Raw genomic sequence first — 21765 nt, 5'->3', positions numbered from 1 at the left:
CGGGAACGGGAGGTCAGGCGGGGTTCTTGGCCTCGTCGCCGGGAAGGAGGCGATCCTCGAACACCTGCGGCTCGGAGTTGGCCGACCAGTGCCTGCGGTAATTCGCGAGCGCGTTGCCCAGCCGGTCCCGCGCGGCCCGCGCCACCGAGTCGTCCGCTCCGATGCCCACGTGTGCGCACACGGCGACCGACGAGGCGTCCAGCCGGGGGCGTGCGTTCTTCACCGTCTCCACACCCCCAGTGTGCCGCCCCGGCCGAACCGGCCTCGACCGGGGCGTGCGCCGCGAGATGCCGGTCACCGCTGCGCGCTGTTCGCCTGCTCCGCCCACTCCCGCAACTGCTCGTGGGTGATGGGCACGCCGGGGAACCTGGCCAGCCGCGCGGCGGGGAACGACCGCATCATCCGCACGTGCTGCGGATCGGCGGCCATCTCGCTCATCGGGCTCGCCGCGAGAGCCTCGCCCAGCAGGCGGCTCGCCACCGGGTGATCCAGCCAGGCGCCCAGCTCGGATTCCGGCGCGAGCGGGCTGAGGATCCGCTCACCCGCTAGCTCCACCACGGCCGACAGCCGCACGGAACGGGACGACGACGCGGCCCGCAGCTCGAACTCGCCGCCCTCCACGACCCAGCGGCCGAGCGGCCGGTGCCAGTAGGCGAACGCGCGCTGATCGAGCTCCAGCGCCACGCGGGTGCTGTCGCCGGGCTCCAGCGCGACCTTCGCGAACGCCTTGAGCTCCTGCTCCGGCCGGGACACGGAGCACTCCGGATCGGCGACGTAGAGCTGCACGACCTCCTGGCCCGCGCGGGAACCGGTGTTGGTGACGGTGAGCGAGACGCTGACCCTCGGCCGCGGCCCGTCCTCCAGCACCGACACGTCCAGTTCGGTGTAGTCGAACGTCGTGTAGGACAGGCCTTCCCCGAACGCGTGGCTCACGGGCAGCTCGTGCGCGTCGTACCAGCGGTAGCCGATGAGCAGGCCCTCGCCGTAGCGGACCGCCCCGTGCTCCCCGGCGAACCGGCCGACGGCCGGGGCGTGCGCGCCGCGCACCGGGATCGTCTCGGCGAGCCGTCCGGACGGGTTCGCGGCGCCGGTGAGCAGGTCGGTGAGCGCGCCGCCGCCCGCTTGGCCGGGCAGCCAGCCCTGCAGGATCGCCGTGGCGTGGTGCTGCCACTCGTCGACGGTGACCACCGAACCGCCCGCGAGCACCACGACGACGTGTTCGTTGACGGCCGCCACCTCCCGCAGCAGCCGGAGCTGGTTCGCGGGCAGCGACAGGTGATCCCGGTCGTAGCCTTCGGATTCCGCGGACGGGGGCAGGCCCAGGAACAGCACCGCGACGTCGGCGTCGGCGGCCCGGCGCACCGCTTCGGCGGCCAGGTCCGGATCGGGAGCGCCGGCCTCCACCTCGTAACCGGGGGCGAAGCGCAGTTCGGCGAACCCGGCGGCGTTCAGCGCGCTCAGCGCGTCGTCCAGCCGCGTCGGGCGCACTTGGGAACTGCCCGCGCCCTGGTAGCGCGGCGTGCGGGCGAGTTCGCCGAGCACGGCGACCTTCGTCGACTCCGGCCGCAGCGGGAGGACGCCGGAGTCGTTCTTGAGCAGCACCGCGCTCTCGATCGCGGCCCGCTTGGCGAGCGCGTGGTGGTGTTCCGGGTCGAAACCGGGCGCGGCCGGCGCCGAAGCGGCGCGCTCGACCAGGCGCAGCACCCGCCCGGCGGCGACGTCGACGTCCTGCTCGCGCAGCGTTCCCGCCCGGCAGGCCTCCAAGATCACCTCGGCTCCCGCGCCACCCGAGGAGGGCATCTCCAGGTCCAGCCCGGCCGCGAGGCTCTCGTCGCGGGCGTTGACCGCGCCCCAGTCGGACACGACCAGCCCGTCGAACCCCCACTCCTCGCGCAGCAGCTCGGTGAGCAGCCAGCGGTCCTCCGAGGCGTACACCCCGTTGATCCGGTTGTAGGAGCACATCACCGTCCACGGCCGGGCTTCGCGGACGACGTGCTCGAACGCGGGCAGGTAGATCTCCCGCAGCGTCCGCTCGTCGACCTCCGCGGAGATCGTGAGCCGCTCGGTCTCCTGGTTGTTCACCGCGAAGTGCTTGACCGAGGTGCCCACGCCCTGGGCCTGCACGCCCCGCACCAGCGCCGCCGCCAGGTGCCCGGCCAGCAGCGGATCCTCCGCGAAGTACTCGAAGTTCCGCCCGCACAGCGGGGTCCGCTTCATGTTCACGCCCGGCCCCAGCAGCACCGCGACGTCCTCGGCCCGGCACTCGGCGCCGAGCGCGCGGCCGATCTCGTCGAGCAGGTCCACGTTCCACGAGCTCGCCAGGCCCGAGGCGGTGGGGAAGCAGGTGGCGGGCACGCTGTCGGCGAGACCCAGGTGATCACCACCGGCGCGCTGCTTGCGCAGGCCGTGCGGACCGTCGGTGAGCATGATCGACGGGACGTCGTGCTCGCGCAGCGGTTCGGTCGTCCAGAAGTCCGCGCCGTCGAGCAGCGCCACCTTCTGCTCGATCGTCAACGAGCGCAGCAGCGCGGGAACGTCCCAGGCCCCGTCCGCTGCGGTCTCCGGCGTTGTCGCCATGACGGCTCCCCTCCGAACGGTCCGGTACCGCTGAGATCGTCCCATCGCGGAAGCCGGGGGCTCAGCCCCGCCCGCCGCGGCGGAGCCGCCGTTCGGGGCGAACGTCCAGGTCCGCCAACGAGAACGAGCCTCACGCCGCCCGATCGCCACCACGTCGCGGGGGATGACGACGCGCGCACGCGCGACCGCGAAGCGCGATCGGGGGAGCGGACCGGATCAAGGTGCCTGTTCGGGAACGGGCTTGAGCTCTCCTCGCTCGTCGGCGACGCAGGCCGCCTGCTGGTCGTCGCCCGCGAGGAACTCACCGAGGCACCCCGCGAGGGCCGCGTGCCCGGCGGGGTTGGCGTGGAAGGACTCCTGCATCGCGTGCGGCGCGCGGTAATCGTCCTGCAGGCTCTCCCAATCCACGGTGAGCCGGGTGAACCACTCGGCGTCGTTGCGCGGCGCGGGCACCTGGCCCGCGGGCGTGCCGCCGGTGGGGGCCGCGGTGCAGGCCTCGTGCCCGTGGCCCGCCCGGGAGAGGTCCAGGAAGCGCGCCCCGGTCTCGTCGGCCGCCGCGCGCAACCCCTCGGACAGCTGCGGAACCCCGGTGTCGCGGATCCACCGCAGGTCGCCCGGCTGGAAGGGGCAGCCGGAGAGGTTGTTCAGCCGTGGGTCGACGTCCGGGCCGACGGGGGAGGCGTAGGACTGCACCACCAGCGAGTAGGCGCTCGGGGTGTACCCGGCCTCGTCCATCACGGAGCGGATGTCGCGCAGCGCGGAGACGACCTTCGGGCGCATCGCCGCCACCCGCTGCGGCCACGCGTCGCGCATCGGCTCGGCGCAGCCCCCGGGGGCGCGGGTCGCCCACGCCTCCACGCAGCGGTTGACGACGTCGGTGAAACCGGGGTCGTCGTTGGCGCCGACCTGCACGACGATGTCGGTGATCCGGAACCGCTCGGTGAGCTCCGCGAGCCGCGCAGCCTGGGAACCCTCGGCGTGCTCGGGGTCGTCGGCGGAACCGACCAGCTTCGCCTGCGCTCCGGAGCAGGCGAGGTTGATGCGCGTCACCTGCGGCGGCAGCGCCAGCTGGTGCACCGCGGCGGCCGGCGAGCGGTGGCACCAGTCGCCGTTCTCACCGTTCGTGCCCGCTTCGTAACGCCCGCCGCCCTCGCCGGACAGCGTGCTGTCGCCGAGCGTGACCACCGCTGGGGGCAGCCGCTGCGGCTGCTGCGGCAGGCTCGGCAGGTACTGATCACTGACCAGGATCGCGAGCGCCAAGACGCCGCAGACCGCCAGCAGTGCGAGGAATCTCGATTTGTGCGCCCGCATCGCCGAGCAGTCTATGAGCAGCCGAACTCGATCATGGGCGGTGTCCGGAGTGGTGCCGGTAACACCGCGCGGATCGGTCGTCCGATTTGGGAGAAAATCGGGCATCCCGTGCGTTGAGCAAGTGAGACGAAATGCCTCCGGAGGTTCGCTTTGCCCATTCTCCTGCTGCTCCTGGCCATCGGCGTCGTGGAGATCAGCGTGCTCGTGCTGGTCGGCAGCGCCATCGGTGTGCTGCCCACGATCGGCCTGCTGATCGCGGGCGCCGCCCTCGGCAGCTGGATGCTGCGCAGGGAGGGCCGCCGCGCCTTCGAAGCGTTCAACGAGGCCGCCCGGCTGCGCAGGCCACCGGAGCGGGAGGTCGCCGACGGCGTGCTGATCGTCGCGGGCGGGCTGCTCGTCGTGCTCCCCGGCTTCGTCAGCGACGTGCTCGGCCTGCTGTGCCTGCTGCCGCCGACCAGGGCGTTCCTGCGCCGCCGCCTGCGGCGCGCCGCGGAACGCCGCGCCGAGCAGATGCAGGAGCGGATGCGCGCGGGCGCGAACGTCGGCTGGGGCGGCGGCATGCCCGGCGCCCGGTTCCCCGGCGCGGGACGGCCCGGCGCGGGCTACCGCGACGACGGCGACGTCATCGACGGCGAGGTCGTGTCGGTCAGTGAGGACGACATCCCGAAGCAGCACCCGTCCCTGGACGCATCGACGCAGGCAGAGCGGCCGGACGGCGGCTCGGCTCGGTGAACCGCACGGCGTGACGTCGATCCCGCGGGCACTGCGGGTAAGCTTCGGCGAACGATCGTGGCCGGAGTCGGGAGCGACGCTCCAGGCGCCGGCCACGGTGGCGCACGGGCGAAGTCCGGACGGCGCGGACCTCGATCGACCCCAGCCGCGGTGATCCGCGTAAGGTGATCGACCCGGCTCCTGACCGAGCGGGTGGGGTCGTTCGGGTGGAAGAGTGCCGCCCTGATCGGCCGGACCAGGTCGGCCATGCGGAACCGGCGGTCCCGCGTCGACCGAGGCGGTCGGCGCGGCCCGGAGTGGAGGGGTCCGCCGATGGGCGGGGACCAGGTGAAACAGGTCGCCACGCCTTGCGCCGCCAGCAAGCCGAAGCCGGGGGAGATCCCCAGGACAGGGAACACAGGACATGTCCGAGACCACGTTGCTGCTCGGCGGCCGGATTCATTCGCCCGCCGATGCCGACGCCACCGCGATGGCCGTCATCGACGGCACCATCGCCTGGGTCGGTTCTGACAGGGTCGGCCGTGCACTGCATCCCGAGGCAGAGATCGTCGACCTCGGCGGGGCGTTCGTCGCGCCCGCGTTCGTCGACGCGCACGTGCACGCCACCTCGTCCGGGTTGTTGATCAACGGCCTGGATCTGACCGGCTGCGCTTCGCTCACCGAGTTCCTGCACGCGTTGCGCGATCACGTGGAGGAACATCCCGGTGCGCTCGTGTGGGGGCACGGCTGGGACGAGACGTGGTGGCCGGAGCGCCGCCCGCCGTCCCGCGCGGAGATCGACACCGCCTGCGGTGGCGCGCCCGTCTACTTGTCGCGGATCGACGTGCACTCGGCCCTGGTGTCGAGCGCGTTGATCGACCGCGCACCGCTGGCCAAGGACACCGAGGGCTGGAGCCCGGACGGCCCGCTCACCCGCGTCTCGCACCACCACGCGCGCAGCGCCGCCCGGGAATCCCTGAGCTTGCGGCAGCGCCGCGAGGCCCAGCTGGCGTTCCTGCGCCACGCCGCCTCGCAAGGCGTGGCCAGCGTGCACGAATGCGCCGGCCCGGACATCTCCGGTGCCGACGACCTCCGGGACCTGATGGAGCTCTCCGCCCGCGGCGACGTGCCGGAGGTCATCGGCTACTGGGGCGAACTGGGCGCGTTGCAGACCGCGCGCGAGCTAGGGGTGCGCGGACTAGGCGGCGATCTGTTCATCGACGGCGCGGTGGGGTCGCGCACGGCTGCGCTGGGCGAGCCCTACACGGACGACCCGGCCACGTCGGGCGTGCTCTACCTGGACGCCGAAGCGGTGGCCGAGCACCTGATCGACTGCACCCGGCAGGGTCTGCAGGCCGGTTTCCACGTGATCGGCGACGCTGGGGTGGCCGAGGCCTGCGAGGGTTTCCGCCGGGCGGCGAAGGTGCTGGGTGTTCCCGCGCTGGCGAGCATGCGGCACCGCCTGGAGCACTTGGAGATGGTCGACGCGGAGCAGGCCGCCGAACTCGGTTCCTTCGGCGTCGTCGCCTCGGTGCAGCCGTCGTTCGACGCCGCCTGGGGCGGCGCGTCGGACATGTACGCGCGCCGGTTGGGCGTGCAGCGGGGCACCCGGTTGAACCCGTTCTCGGCGCTCGCCGCGAACGGGATCGTGCTGGCCTTCGGCTCGGACGCCCCGGTCACACCGGTGGACCCGTGGGCGTCGGTGCGGGCCGCGGTGCACCACCGCACGGACGGTTTCGGGATCTCGCCGCGAGCCGCGTTCACCGCGCACACCCGAGGTGGCTGGCGCGCCGCCGGTTTCGACGACGGCGTGACGGGCGCGCTGGTGCCGGGCGCTCCGGCGACCTACGCGGTGTGGGAAACGGGCGATCTGGTCGTGACCGCACCGGATTCGCGGGTGCAGCGCTGGTCGACGGACCCGCGCGCGGGCGTGCCGCCGCTGCCGGACCTGAGCCCCGGAGCTCCGCTGCCGCGCTGCCAGCGCACCGTGCTGCGCGGCAAGCCGCTCTACGTCCGCGATCCCGACGAAGAGGACTGACCTGCCGTTCCCGGTCTGCTCGGGCGGTCGGGTGGTGCAACCTCACCGGTCTTCTCGCTGCGGGATCGGTGTTCGATGCGCGGCGGAATCGCCGTCCTCGCGAGAAGGCCGCTGAGAACCCGCCTCGGCGCCGGTGCCGTGGGCGGTCACTGCTCAGCGGTTTCGCCTTGGCGCGAAGCAGCGCGGCGGGCCCTGGTCAGCGCAGCAGCGTGCTCAGGCGGTGGGCGGCGTCGAGGACCGCGCGGCCCAGTTCGCGTTCGTCGTCGACCTCGAACAGGGAGAGGCCGAGGCTGGTGGGGCGCTCGGTTCCCGGGACCAGCGCGGAGATTCCGGTGACCGACGGCGCGATCTCCCCGTAGGACACGGCGAATCCGCGTTCGCGAGTGCTGCGCACCTCGTCCCGCTCGTGCTCGCGGGCGGGCGCGGCGGCCAGCAGCGCGAGGCCGGCCGAGCCGCGGTCGATCGGGTCGACCTGGCCGGGGCGGAACGACACGTGCATCCGGGCGCGGCGCGGCTCGACGATCATGAGCATCCGCACCTGCTGCTCGTCCTCCTGCACCACGAGGTGCGCGGTCGCCTGGGTGCGTTCGGTGAGTTCTTCCAGCACGGGCCGGGCGAGCGTGCGCAGGTCCTGCTCGACGGGCTCGCTCAGGTGCACGAGCCCGGTGCCGAGCGAGATGCGCTTGACGTCGTCGCGGCGGCACAGCCGGTGCGCTTCGAGGGTGCGGACCAGCCGGTGCGCGACGGTGCGGTGCACGCCGACGCGTTCGGCGATCTCGTTGAGGGTGAGCCCGCGCGGGTGCTCGGCGAGCACTTCGAGGATGCGCAGCCCGTTGTGCAGGGTTTTCGACATTCCCGAGTCGAGTTCGGCAACGCCGGGCGCGGTCGGTTCCGCGTTGGTCTCGGACATGCTGCACCTCTCGTACGGCTCTTGACGGGGTAGGTGAGCCCGCTTACAGTCCTCTTAAATCGCACACCGAGTGCGATAATAGCACGTCTGGTTTCCGGTGATCGACCCGAACTCGGACGGCTGATCCGAGGAGGTGCTCCGTGCCGGCAGGAGTCGTCAGCGGCGAGGTGATCGGGCACGTCCACCGGCTCTACGGCGCGCAGAGCCACCGCATCGACGGCGCTCGCGCGCGGGAGTGGGCGGCGACGTTCACCCCGGACGGCGAGTTCTGGTCGCCGAGCTACCCCGAGCCCGCCGTCGGCACCGCCGCGCTGGTCGCCTTCGCCGAGCGCTTCGCCGACGCCGACGAGCAGGCGGGCACCAGGACGCGGCACGTGATCACGAACCTCGACGTCGAACCGGAGGACGGCGACGCGCTCGTCGTGCGCGGCTACCTCCAGATCGTCGTCACCGAAGCGGGCGGCGCGTCGCGGCTGGCGCGGATGACCACCTTCACCGACGACCTGGTGCTGCTCGACGAGCAGTGGCGCATCCGCCGCCGCGTGGTGCGCCGCGACGACGAACCGCGCCGATCCCTCTGATAGCGCAAGGAGAACCCATGAGCACTGCGACCGGCCCCGGCGGGGCGCTGCACCGGCCGATCGGCGCCGTCTACCCGGAACTGCCCGGAAAGGTGGCCGTCGTGACGGGAGCCGCCCGCGGCATGGGAGCGGTGTTCGCGCGCGGCCTGGCGGCGCGCGGCGTGCACGTGGTCGGCGGTGACATCGACGCCGCCGGGATGGCGGCCGAGGCCGAGCGGATCAACGCCGCCGTCGCCGAGGAGTCCTTCGTGGACGGACCTGGGCGCGTGGTCGGGCAGGAGGTGGACGTCGCGCTCGCCGAGCAGCACGAGCGGCTCGCCGCCACGGCGCTCGCGGAGTTCGGCAGGCTGGACTTCTGGGTCAACAACGCGGGGATCTTCCCCTTCGCGCTCGCCGAGGAGATCACCCCGGACCAGTTCGGCGGCACCCTCAAGGTCAACGTCGAAGGCGTCCTCTACGGCGCGCAGGCCGCCGCGCGCCACCTCGCCCCCGGTGGCGCGATCGTGAACATGTCCTCGGTGTCGGCGACCAGGGTGCGCCGCGGCCGGGGCGCCTACTGCAGCTCGAAGGCGGCGGTGGCGCACCTGACCGAATCGCTCGCGGTGGAGTTCGGCGACAAGGGGATCCGGGTCAACTCCATCGCCCCCGGCTACATCGACACCGACATGACCCGCTGGGTCAAGGAGGATCCGGTGGCCCTCAAGCACGCGGTGGACACCGTGCCGCTGCACCGGATCGGCTCCCCGGAGGAGGTGTTCGGCGCGCTGCTGTTCCTGCTGTCCGACAGCGCCCGCTACGTGACCGGGCACAGCATCGCCGTCGACGGCGGGTCCCGGCATGTCTGATGCGACCGAGTCCGTGCGCTACCCGGACGTCGTGCTGATCACCGGCGCCGCGGCCGGGATGGGCGCGGCGCACGCGCGGGCGCTGGCGCGGCGCGGAGTGCACGTGTGCCTCGCCGACGTCGCCGACGCGGCACCGGTGGCGGCCGAGATCGCGGAGGCGGGCGGGTCCGCCTCCGCGCACGAGCTCGACGTCACCGACCCTGCCGGGTGGGAGCGCGTGGTGGACGAGATCCGCGCGGACCGCGGCGTGCTGGGCGGGCTGGTGAACAACGCGGGCATCTCGCGGCGGCTGGAGTTCTCCGAGACCACCGGCGAGATCTGGGACCTGGTGCTGCGGGTGAACCTGTACGGGCCGTTCCACGGGATGCGGGCCGCGTCCGGGCTGATGCGGGACTCCGGCGGCGGTTCGATCGTGAACATCTCGTCGATCTCCGGGCAGATCGGCTACTTCTCACCCGCCTACTCGGCGAGCAAGTGGGGCCTGACGGGTCTGTCGAAGTCGGCGGCGGGCAACTTCGCCGAGTGGGGGATCCGGGTCAACTCGGTGCACCCGGGGCTGGTGGACACCGGCTTGCTGGCCGGATCGGACACCTTCGTGGAGTCCGCGGTGGCGAGCATTCCCGCCGGGCGCACCGGAACCCCGGAGGAGGTCACCGACGCGGTCCTGTTCCTGCTCTCCGACCGCTCGGCGTACATGACCGGCAGCGAGGTCACCGTCGATGGCGGCCTCGTCTCCAACGGCCTCTACCACCGCATCCTCGCCGACGCCGGAGGTGAGCTCTGATGACCGAGCACTACGACGTGATCGTCGTCGGCGGCGGCGGAGCCGGGCTGGCCGCTGCGGTCTCGGCCGCCGAACGAGGCGCTTCGGTGCTGCTGTTCGAATCGGAACGGGAACTCGGCGGCTCCACGCAGCTGTCGGCGGGCATGTTCACCGCCGCGGGAACCAGCGTGCAGGCGGCGCTGGACGTGCGGGACTCGCCGGACGCGTTCTTCCAGCACTACATGGACCTCAACCAGTGGCTGCTGCGGCCCGGCCTGATCCGCGCGTTCTGCGCGAACGCCGGGGCGGCGCTGGAATGGCTGATCGGGCTCGGCGTGGAGATTCCCGCGCAGGTATCCGGGAACGCGCACCAGCCGGGGCTGTGCCAGGCCGGGGTGGAGGACGTGTGGCGCGGGCACGTGCCGAAGGACCAGGGCTACGGCGTGGTGCGGGCGCTGGACGCGGCCCGCCGAGCGCACCGCGTGGAGACCGTGCTCGCGACCCGCGTGCAGCGGTTGCTGACCGACGGGAGCCGGGTGACCGGTGTCGTCGCCGACGACGTGGCGGTCTCGGCGGACGCCGTGGTCGTCGCCTCCGGCGGTTTCGCCCGCGATCCGGAGCTGGTGGCGCGGTACTACCCGGCCGCGGCGCGGGCCGGCGAGGCGTTGTTCGTCGTCGCCGCCGAGGGCAGCCGGGGAGACCACCTGCGATTCGGCGAGCAGGTGCGCGCCGGGCTCGCCGGGGACGGCTGGGGCCTGATGCTGCCCACCGCGTACTTCCAGCGGATGCACCACTGGCAGTCCGGTTTCCCGCCGAAGTCCCGCATCCACGTCAACGCGCACGGCCGCCGCTTCATGGACGAGGACGCCTCCTACGCCGTGTCGACCGGCATCATCGAGGCCCAGCCCGGCCCGGTGTGGGCGGTCTTCGACGAACGGGCCCGTCGCGCGCTGCCCGCCGGGTACGCCGACTGGGACGCGGCGGAGGTCCACCGCGAGGCCGAGCAGGGGCGCACCGCGCGCGCCGGGAGCCTGCCCGCGCTGGCGGAACTGATCGGGGTGCCCGCCGCCGCGCTGAGCGCGGAGGTGCGGCGCTGGAACGACCAGCTGCCGCACGGCACCGATGAGGACTTCCGGCGCCACGAGACCTTGCGCAACAAGGGATCCGTCGCGCACCCCGACCCGATCGCGGAGCCGCCGTTCTACGCGGTGCGCACCTTGCCGGCGGAACTCGTCTGCACCCACGCCGGGCTGGAGATCAACGGTTCGGCGGCCGTGCTGGACCAGGACGGAGCGGTCGTGCCCGGCCTGTTCGCCGCCGGTGAGGCCGGGGCGGGCGTGCTCGGTGCTCGCTACGTCGGCGGCGGCAACGCCGTGGCCAACGCCGTGACCATGGGCCGCATCGCGGGCCGGGCGGCGGCGAACCGCGCCGACCGGTCCTGAACACCGTCCCTGAGCGACTCGTTCAGGGCGAGGATCCACCTGCTCAACGTCGAGGAGAACGTCATGTCAGCACCCGCCGAGGTAGAAGGCGGTGACATCGGCAGCAGAACGGTCCGGAAGGTCTCGACCCGGATCCTGCCGATCGTGGGCCTGCTCTACGTGTTCAACTACATGGACCGGGCCAACATCAGCTACGCCCAGCTGGGCATGCAGCACGAGCTCGCGATCACGACCGCCACCTTCGGCGTCGCCGCATCGATCTTCTTCCTGGTGTACGTGCTGTTCGAGATCCCCAGCAACATGATCATGAAGCGGATCGGGGCGCGGATCTGGCTGGCGCGCATCGCGATCAGCTGGGGCCTGGTCACCGTGCTCACCGGATTCGTGCAGAACGTGCCGCAGCTCTACGGCGCGCGCATCCTGCTCGGCATCGCCGAGGCCGGGCTGTTCCCCGGTCTGCTGCTGTACATGACGTTGTGGTTCCGCACGCGGGAGCGGGGCAGGGCCATCGCGGCGCTCGCGCTGGCGCAGCCCGTGGCGATGGTGCTGGGCAGCCTCACCGGTGGCGTGATCCTCGACCACGTGCAGTGGTTCGGGCTCAGCGGCTGGCGCTGGGTGTTCATCCTGCAAGGCGCCCCGGCGCTGCTGCTGGGCGCGCTCACCCTGCTGTACCTGCCCAACGTGCCCAGCCAGGCCCGGTTCCTGAGCAAGCAGGAGAGCGAGTGGCTGGAGCGGGAGATCCGCGCCGAGTACCACTCGGAGGAGCCCGAGACGCTCCTCGGGCAGCTGCGGATCCTGAAGAACCGCAAGGTGCTGTACCTGGCGGTGGCGAACCTGTTCGCGGCCTGCGGGCTCTACGGCTTCACGTTCTTCCTGCCGCAGATCATCAGCCAGCTCGACCCGGACTACTCGGCGACCAACATCGGCGTGCTCGGCGCCATCCCGTTCCTGATCGGCGCGGTCGGCATGCTGCTGGTGGCGCGCAACTCGGACCGGACCGGGGAGCGGCGCGGGCACGTGGTGGTGCTGATGGTGCTGGCCGCGGCGGGACTCGCGGGCACCATCGCCTTCCGCGACCAACCCGTGCCCGCGCTGGTGTGCCTGTCGCTGGTGGCGATCGGGGTGCTCGGCTACATGGCGCCGTACTGGGCGATGGCCGCGCGGGTGCTCTCCCGCGAGCACACCGCGGTCGGCCTCGCGGCGATCAACTCGATCGCGGCGCTGGGCGGGTTCCTCGGGCCGTACGTGATCGGCATCAACGCGGGCGACGGCGACGTGTCCGTGGGCCTGTACTTCCCGATCGGGTGCCTGATCGTGTGCGCGGTGATGCTGCTGGCGGTGCGGGTACCCAGGGACGACGGTGCTGAGCGGAAGCGGTCCGCGGGCTCGGCCCCGACGGCCGGGTGAGCCTCAGGCGTTCAGCGGTGGTGGGCTCGCGGCTCGTTCTGTGCAATGACCGCGCAGCGTGGACGAAGGATCGAGGAGGGGAAGTCATGGCGTACTACCGCCAGGTCGGTGCGGTGCCGCCGAAGCGGCACACCCAGCACCGGGACGACCAGGGCCGGCTGTACTACGAGGAGCTGATGGGGGAGGAGGGCTTCTCCTCGGACTCCTCGCTGCTCTACCACCGCAACCTGCCGTCGGCGATCGTGGACTCGCGGGTGTGGGAGCTGCCGGAGCAGGCGACCACCCCGAACCACCCGCTCACGCCGCGCCACCTGAAGCTGCACGACCTGTTCACGGCTGAGGCGGCGGGTTCCGCCGACGTCGTCACCGGCCGCAGGCTGGTGCTGGGCAACGCGGACGTGCGGATCTCCTACGTGGTGGCGAGCAAGGATTCCCCGTTGTACCGCAACGGGATCGGCGACGAGATCGTCTACGTCGAGTCCGGTGCGGCGACCGTGGAGACGGTGTTCGGCGCGCTGGAGGTGAAGACCGGGGACTACGTGCTCTTGCCGCGCGCGACGACGCACCGCTGGCTGCCGCACGACGGCGAACCGCTGCGGGCCTACGCCATCGAGGGCAACGGGCACATCGTGCCGCCGAAGCGCTACCTGTCCCGGTTCGGGCAGCTGCTGGAGAACGCGCCGTACTGCGAGCGCGACCTGCACGGGCCCGGTGAGCCGCTGCTGCGGGAGGGCACCGACGTGGAGGTGCTGCTCAAGCACCGCGGGTCCACCGGCGTCGTGGGGACCAGCCTGGTCTACCCGCAGCACCCGTTCGACGTCGTCGGCTGGGACGGCTGCCTGTACCCGTACACGTTCAGCGTGCACGACTTCGAACCGATCACCGGGCGGGTGCACCAGCCGCCGCCGGTGCACCAGGCGTTCGAGGGCGAGAACTTCGTGATCTGCAACTTCGTCCCGCGCAAGGTGGACTACCACCCGCTGTCGATCCCCGTGCCGTACTACCACTCCAACGTGGACAGCGACGAGATCATGTTCTACTGCGGCGGGAACTACGAGGCGCGCAAGGGATCCGGCATCGGGCAGGGCTCGGTCTCGGTGCACCCCGGCGGCCACTCGCACGGGCCGCAGCCGGGCGCCTACGAGCGCAGCATCGGCGTGGAGTTCTTCGACGAGCTGGCCGTCATGGTCGACACGTTCCGCCCCCTGGAGCTCGGCGAGGGCGGTACCGCCTGCGACGACGGGAAGTACGCGTGGACTTGGGCGGGTGGGAAGCGATCATGACGGTGCCCGCCCTGGTCCGGGGGCTGCTCGACGACGCGGCGGTGTTCCCGCCCGGCCTGCTGCCGCTGCCGCAGGCCGCGCGGGCGCACGCCCGGCACCGCGCGGCGGGCCGCGCGGAGATCGTCGGACCGCTGGTGGTGCCCGCGTCCGCGCTGGCGACGCCGGAGGAGCTGGAACCGGTGGGCGCCGCGCCGCTGTCGGTGACCGTGCCCGAGGGGCCGGCGGGCGTCTCCGGCGTGCTCGACGCGATGTCCGGGCGGTTCTCGTTGCGCGCGCTGGAGATTCCGGTTCCCGAGCGCATGGCGGTGGACTCCCTGCGGACCGAGCTGGAACGGGTGCGGGCGGCCACCGGTGCCGACGTGTTCGTCGAGGTCCCGAGGGACGAGCGGCGCCTCGACGTGCTCGCGTCGCTCGCACCGCTGGGCTGCCGGGCGAAGTTCCGCACCGGCGGCGTCCGCGCCGAGCTCTACCCGTCGGTCCCCGAGCTCGCCGCGGCGATCGAGGCGGTGGTGCGCGCCGGAATCCCCTTCAAGGCCACCGCGGGCCTGCACCACGCCGTCCGCAACACCGACCCGGAGACCGGCTTCGACCAGCACGGGTTCCTGAACATCCTGCTCGCCGTGGACTCGGCGCTGCGCGGCGGTGCCGCCGCCGACCTGGAACGGGAGCTCGCGGACCGGGACGCGGCGGGCATCGCCGCACGGATCACCGACTTGGGCGAGCCGCGGGTGCGGGCCGCGCGCGAGCGCTTCGTCTCCTTCGGCACCTGCAGCATCACCGACCCGCTCGTCGAGCTGTCCGAGCTCGGCCTCATCCCCGACGACCTGGCGCACCCGCAAGGAGCCACCGCGTGATCATCGACGTTCCCGCCGATTCCCCCTACGGCACCGAGAACCTGCCCTACGGCGTGTTCAGCACGCCCGGAGCACCGCCGCGGGTCGGGGTCCGGCTCGCGGACCAGGTCATCGACCTGGCCGAGGCGCTGCGCGACGACGTCTTCGCGGCCCCGTCGCTGAACCCGTTCATGCGTCGCGGCGCGCGGGAGTGGCGGGAGGTCCGCGACCGGATCACCGCGCTGGTGTCCGGCGACGTGCCCGACGCAGCGGTGCACCCGGTGGAGCAGGTGACGATGCACCTGCCGTTCGAGGTCGCCGACTACGTCGACTTCTACGCCTCCGAGCACCACGCGACCAACCTGGGCAGGTTGTTCCGGCCCGACTCGGAACCGCTGATGCCGAACTGGAAGCACCTGCCCGTCGGCTACCACGGCCGCGCGGGCACGGTCATCGCCTCCGGCACGCCGATCGTGCGGCCCAGCGGCCAGCGCAAAGCGCCGGACGAGCCCGCTCCCGGTTTCGGGCCGAGCAGGCGGCTGGACATCGAAGCGGAGCTCGGGTTCGTCGTCGGCACCGGATCCGACCTGGGCGTCCCGGTGCCGGTGGAGGAGTTCGCTTCGCACGTCTTCGGCGCCGTGCTCGTCAACGACTGGTCCGCGCGCGACCTGCAGGCCTGGGAGTACGTGCCGCTGGGGCCGTTCCTCGGCAAGAGCTTCGCCACCTCGATCTCGCCGTGGGTGGTGCCGCTGCTCGCCCTGGACGGCGCCAGGGTGCCCATGCCGCACCAGGACCCGGAGCCGCTGCCGTACCTCCGGGAGGTCGAACCGTGGGGGTTGGACGTCGAGTTCAGCGTGCGGTGGAACGGCGCGGAGGTCAGCCGCCCGCCCTACCGCGAGATGTACTGGTCCCCGGCGCAGATGCTGGCGCACCTGACCGTCAACGGTGCCACCTGCCGCACCGGCGACCTGTTCGCCTCCGGCACCGTCTCCGGGCCGGCGCGGGACCAGCGCGGCGCGTTCATCGAACTCACCTGGGGCGGCGCGGAACCGGTGCTGGTCAACGGTGCGGAGCGGACGTTCCTGGAGGACGGCGACGAGATCACCCTCACCGCCGCGGCGCCCACCGCCTCCGGCGCTCGGCTCGGTTTCGGTGAACTCACCAACCGGATCCTGCCCGCCCGAACCTGAGTCGCCGCCGACGTCGTCCGTTCCGCCCGGCTGAGCCAGGCGGGACGGGGCCGGTGGCTCTAGCGGGTGAGCACGGCGGCCTCCGGTGCCTGCCGGAGGCGCGGCGCCAACGCCGGGTGATCCGCGGCGAGCGCGACGTCGAGACCGGCCCGCGACGAGCCGAGCAGCTCGGCCACGAGCACCAGGTCTTCGCGTTCCGGCTCGCCGAGCACGCCACCGGCGGTCGCCGCCGCGGCCAGCGCGCGCAGGTAGTCGTCGTGCAGCGCCGTGACCTGCTCCTGGTCCAGGCCGCAGTGCTCGGCTGTCTGCGCCAGGGCGTCCTGCTCGCCGATCGACAGGTTCCGGTCGACGAGGGCCGCGTCGAGCGCGGTCAGGTACTCGTCGGCCTGCGGCGGTTCGAGCACGCTCGGGAGCACTTCGACGATCCGCGCCAGGAAGTGGTCCGGCACCGCGTCGGGGCGACGGCGCGGCGCCAACGCCACATCGGGACCGTCGAGCACCGGCCACGGCCAGGACTGCGCGGTCCGCTCCGCCCATGCCCAGCGCGGATCGTCGGGCGACAGCTGCAGGTAGTACCGCAGCAGCCCGGCGGCGGCCCGCGCGTCGTGCAACGCGGAGCGCGCTTCGGCGAGCGCCACCCCGGCGGCCTCACAACACGCGACGAGGCTGCGACCGGCCGCGTACAGGAAGCTGTTGGACAGCTTCATCGTGCACAGGCCCGCGGCGGGCAGGTGCAGCGCGCCGTGCCCGATGCGCTCGTACTCGGCGGCGAGGAACCGGGCGTCGAAGCTCAGGTTGTGCGCCACCAGCACCCGGCCGGTCAGCAGGCGGGTGAGCTCGGGGGCGAGCGCGGCGAAGGTCGGCGCCTGCCGCGCATCGGCGGCGGTGATGCCGTGCAGGCGCTGCGCGCCGAGGTCGCGCAGGGGATTGACCAGCGTGCGCCACTCGTCCTCGACCGCACCGGCCGGATCGAGCAGCACGACTCCGATCTCCGCGACGCGATGGCCCGCACTCGGCAGCAGGCCCGTCGTCTCCACGTCGATCACCGCATAACCCCACGACATGACAGGTCCCCTCGCTGTCCGCCGCGACGAACAGCCCGGAGGTGGCGCTGTTCCCTGTCGCTCACCAGCTTTTCGAGATCGCTGATCTCGGCGTTACACCTCGCGCCGCAGGTCGGGCGACGGGGCCCGTGTCGAGGGGTGTGCTGAGCTGCGGAGACCGGGTGCGCGGTTCATCGCGAAAGTCCGGTTCGCCGCGGCCTTCGTCGCGGTGGCGGGGTGTCCGGCCGGGGTTCGCCGGATCGGGAACCCCGGCCTCGGGTCAGCCCTGGCGGCCCTTCCAGCGGGGGTTGCGCTTGTTGACCACGTAGAGCTTGCCGCGCCTGCGCACGACCTGGGAGCCGTCCTTCTCCTTCAGCGACTTGAGCGATGCCCGAACCTTCATTCGTCCCTCCCGTTCTCGCGATGACGAGCACAGTGTAACTGAAGATGGAAATCATTTTCATAAGAGCCATGCGCGTGCGATCGGGTCTGGTATCGAGCGGCGGCTTTTCCCCGCGTCGCACCGGATCACGCGCTCGGCGTCATCTCGTGACCCGATCGGGTCCCGTCCAGTGGGAGATCACCACAGGTGGATCTTCGCGGCCTACGCTCCCGCTCGGAGGTGCCACCATGCCGCAGCCCGCGCTCCCGCTGATCGACCTGTCCCGGTTCCGCGACCCCCGCGAACGCGAGGCGCTGCTGGCCGAACTGCGCCACGCCGCGCACGAGGTCGGGTTCTTCTACGTGGTGGGGCACGGCGTCCCCGACGAGCTCATGCGCGGGATCTTCACCGCGACCCGCCGGTTCTTCGCCCTGCCGCTGGAGCAGCGCCGGGAGATCGAGAACGTGCGCTCGCCGCAGTTCCGCGGCTACACCGCCACCGGCCACGAACTCACCGGCGGCGCCCCGGACCAGCGCGAGCAGCTCGACATCGGCCCGGAGCGCGACGCGGTGCCGACCGGGCCGGGAGATCCGGCCTGGCGGCGGCTGATCGGCCCGAACCAGTGGCCGGCGGCGCTGCCGGAGCTGCGCGAGACCACGCTGGCCTGGCAGGCGGAGGTGCTGCGGGTGAGCCGGGAGGTCCTGAGCGCGCTGGCCGCCTCGCTAGGGCAGGCCGAGGACCACTTCGACACGTGGTTCGACGAGGAGGCGAGCACCCACCTCAAGCTGATCCACTACCCGGGCACCGCGGACTCGGATCAGGGCGTCGGCGCGCACAAGGACTACGGCTACCTGGCGCTGCTGCACCAGGATTCGATCGCCGGCCTGCAGGTGCAGGACGCCGCGGGCGGCTGGATCGACGCCGACCCGGTGCCGGGCGCATTCGTGGTCAACATCGGGGAGATGCTGGAGATCGCCACCGGCGGTTACCTCACCGCGACCAGGCATCGCGTCCGCAGCCCCGCCGCCGGGGTGGATCGCTACTCGGTGCCGTTCTTCCTGGCACCACGGCTGGACGCCGTCGTGGAACCGCTGGAACTGCCCGCCGAACTCGCCGCCGAGGCGCGCGGGATCAGCGCCGACGCGGACAACCCGCTGCTGGCGGCGTTCGGCGAGAACGCGGTGCTCGGCTGGTTGCGCTCGCACCCGGAGGTGGCGCGGCGCTGGTGGTCCGACGTGCTCGACGCGCAGGAGGTGCGCTGACCGTGACCGATCGACGCTGGTCCTTCGAGACCCGGCAGGTGCACGCCGGTGCCGCACCGGACGAGACGACCGGGGCGCGGGCGACCCCGATCTACCAGACGAGCTCGTTCGTGTTCGACGACGCCGAGCACGCCGCCGCCGCGTTCGCCCTGCAGGACCTGGACACCTACGCCTACAGCAGGTTGTCGAACCCGACGACGTCGGTGGTCGAGCAGCGCATCGCCGACTTGGAGAACGCGCTGGGCGCGGTCGCGGTGGCCAGCGGCCAGGCCGCCTCGACGCTGGCGCTGCTGGCGATCGCGAAGGCCGGGGATCACGTGGTGGCGTCCTCGGCGCTCTACGGCGGCACCTACAACCTGTTCGCCCACACCCTCGCCGACCTCGGCATCACCGTCGACTTCGTCGCCGACCCCGACGACCTCGACCAGTGGCGGGGGGCGTTGCGCCCCGGGACCAGGGCGCTGTACGCGGAGACCATCGCGAACCCGAGCGGCGGCGTGCTCGACGTCGAAGGCGTCGCCTCCGTCGCGCACACCGCGGGCGTCCCGCTGATCGTGGACAACACGGTGGCCACCCCGTACCTGTGCCGCCCGCTCGATCACGGAGCGGACGTCGTGGTGCACTCGACGACGAAGTTCCTCTCCGGCCACGGCACCGGGATCGGCGGCATCATCGTCGACAGCGGCCGGTTCGACTACGCCGCGGAGCCGGAGCGCTGGCCGCAGCTCACCCGGCCCGATCGCAGCTACCACGGCCTGATCTTCGACGCCGAGTTCGGCGAGCTCGCCTACCTGATGCGAGTCCGCACGCGGCTGGTGCGCGATCTGGGACCGGCGGTGTCCCCGTTCAACAGCTTCCTGCTGCTGCAAGGGATCGAGACGCTGTCGCTGCGGATGACCCGCCACACCGCGAACGCGGGCGCGATCGCCGACTGGCTGGAGGATCAGCCGAGCGTGACGCGAGTCCACTACGCGGGCCTGCCGTCGAGCCCGTGGCACGCCTCGGCGAAGCGCTACCTCACCGAGGGCGCGGGCGCGGTCCTCGCGTTCGACCTCGCCGGGGGAGTGGCCGCCGGACGCCGCTTCGTGGACTCCCTGACCCTGTTCAGCCACCTGGCCAACATCGGCGACGTCCGCAGCCTCGTCATCCACCCGGCGTCCACCACCCACGCCCAACTCCCCGAACCGGACCAGCGCTCCGCCGGAGTCACCCCAGGCCTGATCCGCCTGTCCGTCGGCCTGGAAGGCGTGGACGACCTGATCGCGGACCTGCAGCAGGGCCTGGCAGCGGCGAGCACCGACGAGGTGGATGCGTAGCGAGAGCTCCCATGATCGCCAGAGAGACGGACTGGTCACACCGGTACGACCCCCGCCCTTCAAAGTCCACGAGCCGCCTTGGCGAACGACCACGGCCGCCGGAGGGCGTTCCAGCCGCAGCGCCTACCAGCGGCGCGGCCGGCCGCCTCCGCGGTAGGCAGCTGCGCCGCATCGGTCAGTGGCCATCGTCCTCGGTCGTCTGCGGGCCGCATGTGCCCTTGGTCGACGTGCCCGACACGAGACAGGCGTGTTCGGCCGAACCTGGAGCCCAGGATCAACCGGCCAGGGGCGCCGTCGTTGTGGGTCACTTGCCGCCATCCCGCATGCCTGCCTCGATCGCACGCGCGAGCGGACGTGCTAGGGGGTCAGTTGCCGGCATCCGGCATCGTTGCGTGCGCGTGAGGCGCGCTGGTGATCTCAGTCGGCGCCGGGAGGGCCGAGAAGATCCCAACTGTTTCCTGCTATGTCCAGGAAGACCGCGACGCGACCGTAGGGCTCGGTGCGCGGTGTGCTCACGAACTCGACCCCGGCCGCCTGCATCCGCTCGAAGGCGGCGTCGAAGTCGTGGACGCGGAGGAAGAACCCGACACGACCAGCGACCTGCTCGCCCACGACGGCGGATTGCCTGTCCCCATCGGCTCGCGCCAGCAAGATTCCTGTTCGAGCCTGAGGTGGCCGCACGACGACCCATCGCTTCGCTCGGCCATCGTTGGTCGAGGACGGCGAGTCCTCGACGAGCTCGAACCCCAAGGTGCCCACGAAGAAATCGATCGCTGGGTCGTATTCGTCGACGACGATCGCGACAAGATCCAAGTTCACGGCATGTCCCCGCTCTGTAGCCCGACCACGGCCGGGCGACCCGCTACGTCCAGTGGCACGACCATGCCAACGGGAGGGGGCAGGTGGCCAGCCGATCGCGGGCCCGTGCGTCGTATTCGAAGGCGAGGGCGTTCGCTGCCCGGTCGGCGTCGGTCACCTCGGTGCCGTCGGCCGTCAGCCTTTTCGGCGGGCCGTTGAAGAAGTGCTCGGCGGATGTTCGTCCGGCCCTGTGCGCGACCGAGGTGGCGAACTCCAGCAGGTCGTCGGCGGCGGCGACGCGGTTCGCATTCGTCCTCGACCAGAGGACGTCCAGGTCGGCCGTCGGTTGCCGGTACTGGCCGCGGATCAGCCGCGCCCGCGTCGGGTGGCGATGGTGGCGGCGGTGTCGCCGAGGCCGGTGAACAGCGTCGTCGCATCGTCGACGAGGCGGTCGCGGTCGATGGGGAGGTGGCCGTCGAGCCAGCTCATCAGGAGTTCGCTGAAGCCGCCGACGAGGACGGCGGCGGTGATGGCGACGACCGGGTCTCCCGGTGCGCCGCGGGTGGCGTCGGCTTCGACGTAGCGGGCGATGAGGTGGCCGGTTTCGATGCGACGGCGGTTGAGGGCCTCGTTGCCGAGCGCCTCCACGTAGAGGACGCGTGCGCGGCGGCGGTCTTCGGCGACGAAGCGGGTCGTCGTGTCGACCACGGCGCGCACCCGCTCGTGGGGTTCGTTCCCGGCTGCCTCGGCAGCGGTGCGGACCTCGGTGTGCAGGTCGTCGATGAGGCGGTCGTAGAGGGCGATGACCAGGGCGTTGAGGTCGGGGAAGCTCTCGTAGAAGTAGCGCGGGTTCAGCCGCGCGTGCTGGCACACGGCGCGCACCGAGGTGCCGGACCAGCCTTCGGTGCCGAGCAGGTCCAGGGCCGCGTCGAGCAGCAGCGCTCGCCGCTCCGCGACTCGGTCCGCGGGCGGTTTTCCGGCCCAGCGGCCGGGTTTGCCGGGTTCATCGAAGGTGGACAACGGTGCTCACCTTACTTCGCCTCGGCCGCCTCACCGTGCGCGGCGGCGGTCCT

20 protein-coding genes are annotated in these 21765 nt (G+C 72.2%); 12 read left to right on the top strand and 8 right to left on the bottom strand.

Going from position 1 to position 21765, the window contains the following annotated elements; genetic code table 11:
• Nucleotides 1–13 precede the first annotated feature (13 nt).
• From OOZ19_RS09910 to OOZ19_RS09900, 3 genes are all read right to left on the bottom strand, one after another.
• Nucleotides 14–232, bottom strand: coding sequence for a hypothetical protein (locus OOZ19_RS09910; protein WP_266089760.1), 219 nt, complete (start codon nt 230–232; stop codon nt 14–16).
• A gap of 62 nt (nt 233–294) precedes the next feature.
• Entirely contained in the window at nt 295–2577 is a 2283-nt protein-coding gene (locus OOZ19_RS09905; protein ID WP_266089759.1) for a glycoside hydrolase family 3 C-terminal domain-containing protein, read from the bottom strand.
• Between the two features lie 216 nt (nt 2578–2793).
• Nucleotides 2794–3888 (bottom strand): GDSL-type esterase/lipase family protein, encoded by a 1095-nt coding sequence (locus OOZ19_RS09900; RefSeq protein ID WP_266089758.1) that lies wholly within the window; start codon nt 3886–3888, stop codon nt 2794–2796.
• Between the two features lie 150 nt (nt 3889–4038).
• Between OOZ19_RS09900 and OOZ19_RS09895 the strand changes: the two genes are divergently transcribed.
• A complete protein-coding gene (locus OOZ19_RS09895; protein WP_266089757.1) occupies nt 4039–4620 on the top strand; it encodes an FxsA family protein in 582 nt (193 codons plus the stop codon).
• A 403-nt stretch (nt 4621–5023) separates the two neighbouring features.
• Nucleotides 5024–6637: an amidohydrolase gene (locus OOZ19_RS09890; RefSeq protein ID WP_266089756.1), complete on the top strand. Its 1614-nt coding sequence runs from the start codon at nt 5024–5026 to the stop codon at nt 6635–6637.
• Nucleotides 6638–6833: 196 nt separating this feature from the next.
• Here OOZ19_RS09890 and OOZ19_RS09885 read toward each other — a convergent pair whose 3' ends face one another.
• Entirely contained in the window at nt 6834–7547 is a 714-nt protein-coding gene (locus OOZ19_RS09885; protein WP_266089755.1) for an IclR family transcriptional regulator, read from the bottom strand.
• Between the two features lie 140 nt (nt 7548–7687).
• Here OOZ19_RS09885 and OOZ19_RS09880 point away from each other — a divergent pair, with 140 nt between their 5' ends.
• The 8 genes from OOZ19_RS09880 (at nt 7688) to fahA (ending at nt 15891) form a co-directional block, all read left to right on the top strand.
• A complete protein-coding gene (locus tag OOZ19_RS09880; protein ID WP_266089754.1) occupies nt 7688–8128 on the top strand; it encodes a nuclear transport factor 2 family protein in 441 nt (146 codons plus the stop codon).
• A 17-nt stretch (nt 8129–8145) separates the two neighbouring features.
• The gene (locus OOZ19_RS09875) at nt 8146–8973 is read left to right on the top strand and encodes an SDR family NAD(P)-dependent oxidoreductase (RefSeq protein ID WP_266089753.1); all 828 of its coding nucleotides are present in this window, start codon (nt 8146–8148) and stop codon (nt 8971–8973) included.
• On the top strand, nt 8966–9757 hold the full coding sequence (locus tag OOZ19_RS09870) for an SDR family NAD(P)-dependent oxidoreductase (protein WP_266089752.1): 792 nt from the start codon (nt 8966–8968) through the stop codon (nt 9755–9757). Before OOZ19_RS09875 ends, OOZ19_RS09870 begins: the two co-directional genes overlap by 8 nt.
• The gene (locus tag OOZ19_RS09865; RefSeq protein ID WP_323055114.1) at nt 9757–11178 is read left to right on the top strand and encodes an FAD-dependent oxidoreductase; all 1422 of its coding nucleotides are present in this window, start codon (nt 9757–9759) and stop codon (nt 11176–11178) included. Before OOZ19_RS09870 ends, OOZ19_RS09865 begins: the two co-directional genes overlap by 1 nt.
• Before the next feature lie 63 nt (nt 11179–11241).
• Nucleotides 11242–12585 carry an MFS transporter gene (locus OOZ19_RS09860; protein WP_266089751.1) on the top strand — a complete coding sequence of 448 codons (1344 nt, stop codon included), beginning with the start codon at nt 11242–11244 and terminating at the stop codon, nt 12583–12585.
• Nucleotides 12586–12671: 86 nt separating this feature from the next.
• A complete protein-coding gene (locus OOZ19_RS09855; RefSeq protein ID WP_266089750.1) occupies nt 12672–13868 on the top strand; it encodes a homogentisate 1,2-dioxygenase in 1197 nt (398 codons plus the stop codon).
• The gene (locus tag OOZ19_RS09850; protein ID WP_266089749.1) at nt 13865–14722 is read left to right on the top strand and encodes a hypothetical protein; all 858 of its coding nucleotides are present in this window, start codon (nt 13865–13867) and stop codon (nt 14720–14722) included. Before OOZ19_RS09855 ends, OOZ19_RS09850 begins: the two co-directional genes overlap by 4 nt.
• Nucleotides 14719–15891, top strand: coding sequence for a fumarylacetoacetase (gene fahA, locus OOZ19_RS09845; protein ID WP_266089748.1), 1173 nt, complete (start codon nt 14719–14721; stop codon nt 15889–15891). The genes OOZ19_RS09850 and fahA overlap by 4 nt, the downstream gene beginning before the upstream one ends.
• Nucleotides 15892–15950: 59 nt before the next feature.
• On the opposite strand, the gene OOZ19_RS09840 is transcribed toward fahA, so the two are convergent.
• A complete protein-coding gene (locus OOZ19_RS09840; protein ID WP_266089747.1) occupies nt 15951–16955 on the bottom strand; it encodes a 3'-5' exonuclease in 1005 nt (334 codons plus the stop codon).
• A 259-nt stretch (nt 16956–17214) separates the two neighbouring features.
• Complete coding sequence (gene ykgO / locus OOZ19_RS09835; protein WP_184479917.1) at nt 17215–17337, bottom strand: type B 50S ribosomal protein L36; 123 nt, start codon at nt 17335–17337, stop codon at nt 17215–17217.
• Nucleotides 17338–17564: 227 nt separating this feature from the next.
• Between ykgO and OOZ19_RS09830 the strand changes: the two genes are divergently transcribed.
• Together OOZ19_RS09830 and OOZ19_RS09825 are read left to right on the top strand one after the other, a co-directional pair.
• On the top strand, nt 17565–18578 hold the full coding sequence (locus tag OOZ19_RS09830) for an isopenicillin N synthase family dioxygenase (protein WP_266089746.1): 1014 nt from the start codon (nt 17565–17567) through the stop codon (nt 18576–18578).
• A gap of 2 nt (nt 18579–18580) precedes the next feature.
• The gene (locus tag OOZ19_RS09825; protein ID WP_266089745.1) at nt 18581–19894 is read left to right on the top strand and encodes an O-acetylhomoserine aminocarboxypropyltransferase/cysteine synthase family protein; all 1314 of its coding nucleotides are present in this window, start codon (nt 18581–18583) and stop codon (nt 19892–19894) included.
• Between the two features lie 417 nt (nt 19895–20311).
• Here the strand turns inward: OOZ19_RS09825 and OOZ19_RS09820 are convergent, their stop codons facing one another.
• On the bottom strand, nt 20312–20713 hold the full coding sequence (locus OOZ19_RS09820; protein ID WP_266089744.1) for a VOC family protein: 402 nt from the start codon (nt 20711–20713) through the stop codon (nt 20312–20314).
• 345 nt (nt 20714–21058) lie between these two features.
• On the bottom strand, nt 21059–21712 hold the full coding sequence (locus tag OOZ19_RS09815; protein WP_266089743.1) for a TetR/AcrR family transcriptional regulator: 654 nt from the start codon (nt 21710–21712) through the stop codon (nt 21059–21061).
• Nucleotides 21713–21765 lie beyond the last annotated feature (53 nt).

The organism is Saccharopolyspora sp. NFXS83 (genome assembly GCF_026241095.1).
In the GTDB taxonomy this organism is placed as follows: domain Bacteria; phylum Actinomycetota; class Actinomycetes; order Mycobacteriales; family Pseudonocardiaceae; genus Saccharopolyspora_C.
This window is presented reverse-complemented; position numbering and strand designations above follow the sequence as displayed.

Coding starts and splice junctions, on each gene's coding strand:
- OOZ19_RS09905 (WP_266089759.1), bottom strand. CDS start 2,577: ATGGCGACAACGCCGGAGACCGCAGCGGACGGGGCCTGGGACGTTCCC.
- OOZ19_RS09900 (WP_266089758.1), bottom strand. CDS start 3,888: ATGCGGGCGCACAAATCGAGATTCCTCGCACTGCTGGCGGTCTGCGGC.
- OOZ19_RS09890 (WP_266089756.1), top strand. CDS start 5,024: ATGTCCGAGACCACGTTGCTGCTCGGCGGCCGGATTCATTCGCCCGCC.
- OOZ19_RS09885 (WP_266089755.1), bottom strand. CDS start 7,547: ATGTCCGAGACCAACGCGGAACCGACCGCGCCCGGCGTTGCCGAACTC.
- OOZ19_RS09875 (WP_266089753.1), top strand. CDS start 8,146: ATGAGCACTGCGACCGGCCCCGGCGGGGCGCTGCACCGGCCGATCGGC.
- OOZ19_RS09870 (WP_266089752.1), top strand. CDS start 8,966: ATGTCTGATGCGACCGAGTCCGTGCGCTACCCGGACGTCGTGCTGATC.
- OOZ19_RS09865 (WP_323055114.1), top strand. CDS start 9,757: ATGACCGAGCACTACGACGTGATCGTCGTCGGCGGCGGCGGAGCCGGG.
- OOZ19_RS09860 (WP_266089751.1), top strand. CDS start 11,242: ATGTCAGCACCCGCCGAGGTAGAAGGCGGTGACATCGGCAGCAGAACG.
- OOZ19_RS09855 (WP_266089750.1), top strand. CDS start 12,672: ATGGCGTACTACCGCCAGGTCGGTGCGGTGCCGCCGAAGCGGCACACC.
- OOZ19_RS09850 (WP_266089749.1), top strand. CDS start 13,865: ATGACGGTGCCCGCCCTGGTCCGGGGGCTGCTCGACGACGCGGCGGTG.
- OOZ19_RS09840 (WP_266089747.1), bottom strand. CDS start 16,955: ATGTCGTGGGGTTATGCGGTGATCGACGTGGAGACGACGGGCCTGCTG.
- ykgO (WP_184479917.1), bottom strand. CDS start 17,337: ATGAAGGTTCGGGCATCGCTCAAGTCGCTGAAGGAGAAGGACGGCTCC.
- OOZ19_RS09830 (WP_266089746.1), top strand. CDS start 17,565: ATGCCGCAGCCCGCGCTCCCGCTGATCGACCTGTCCCGGTTCCGCGAC.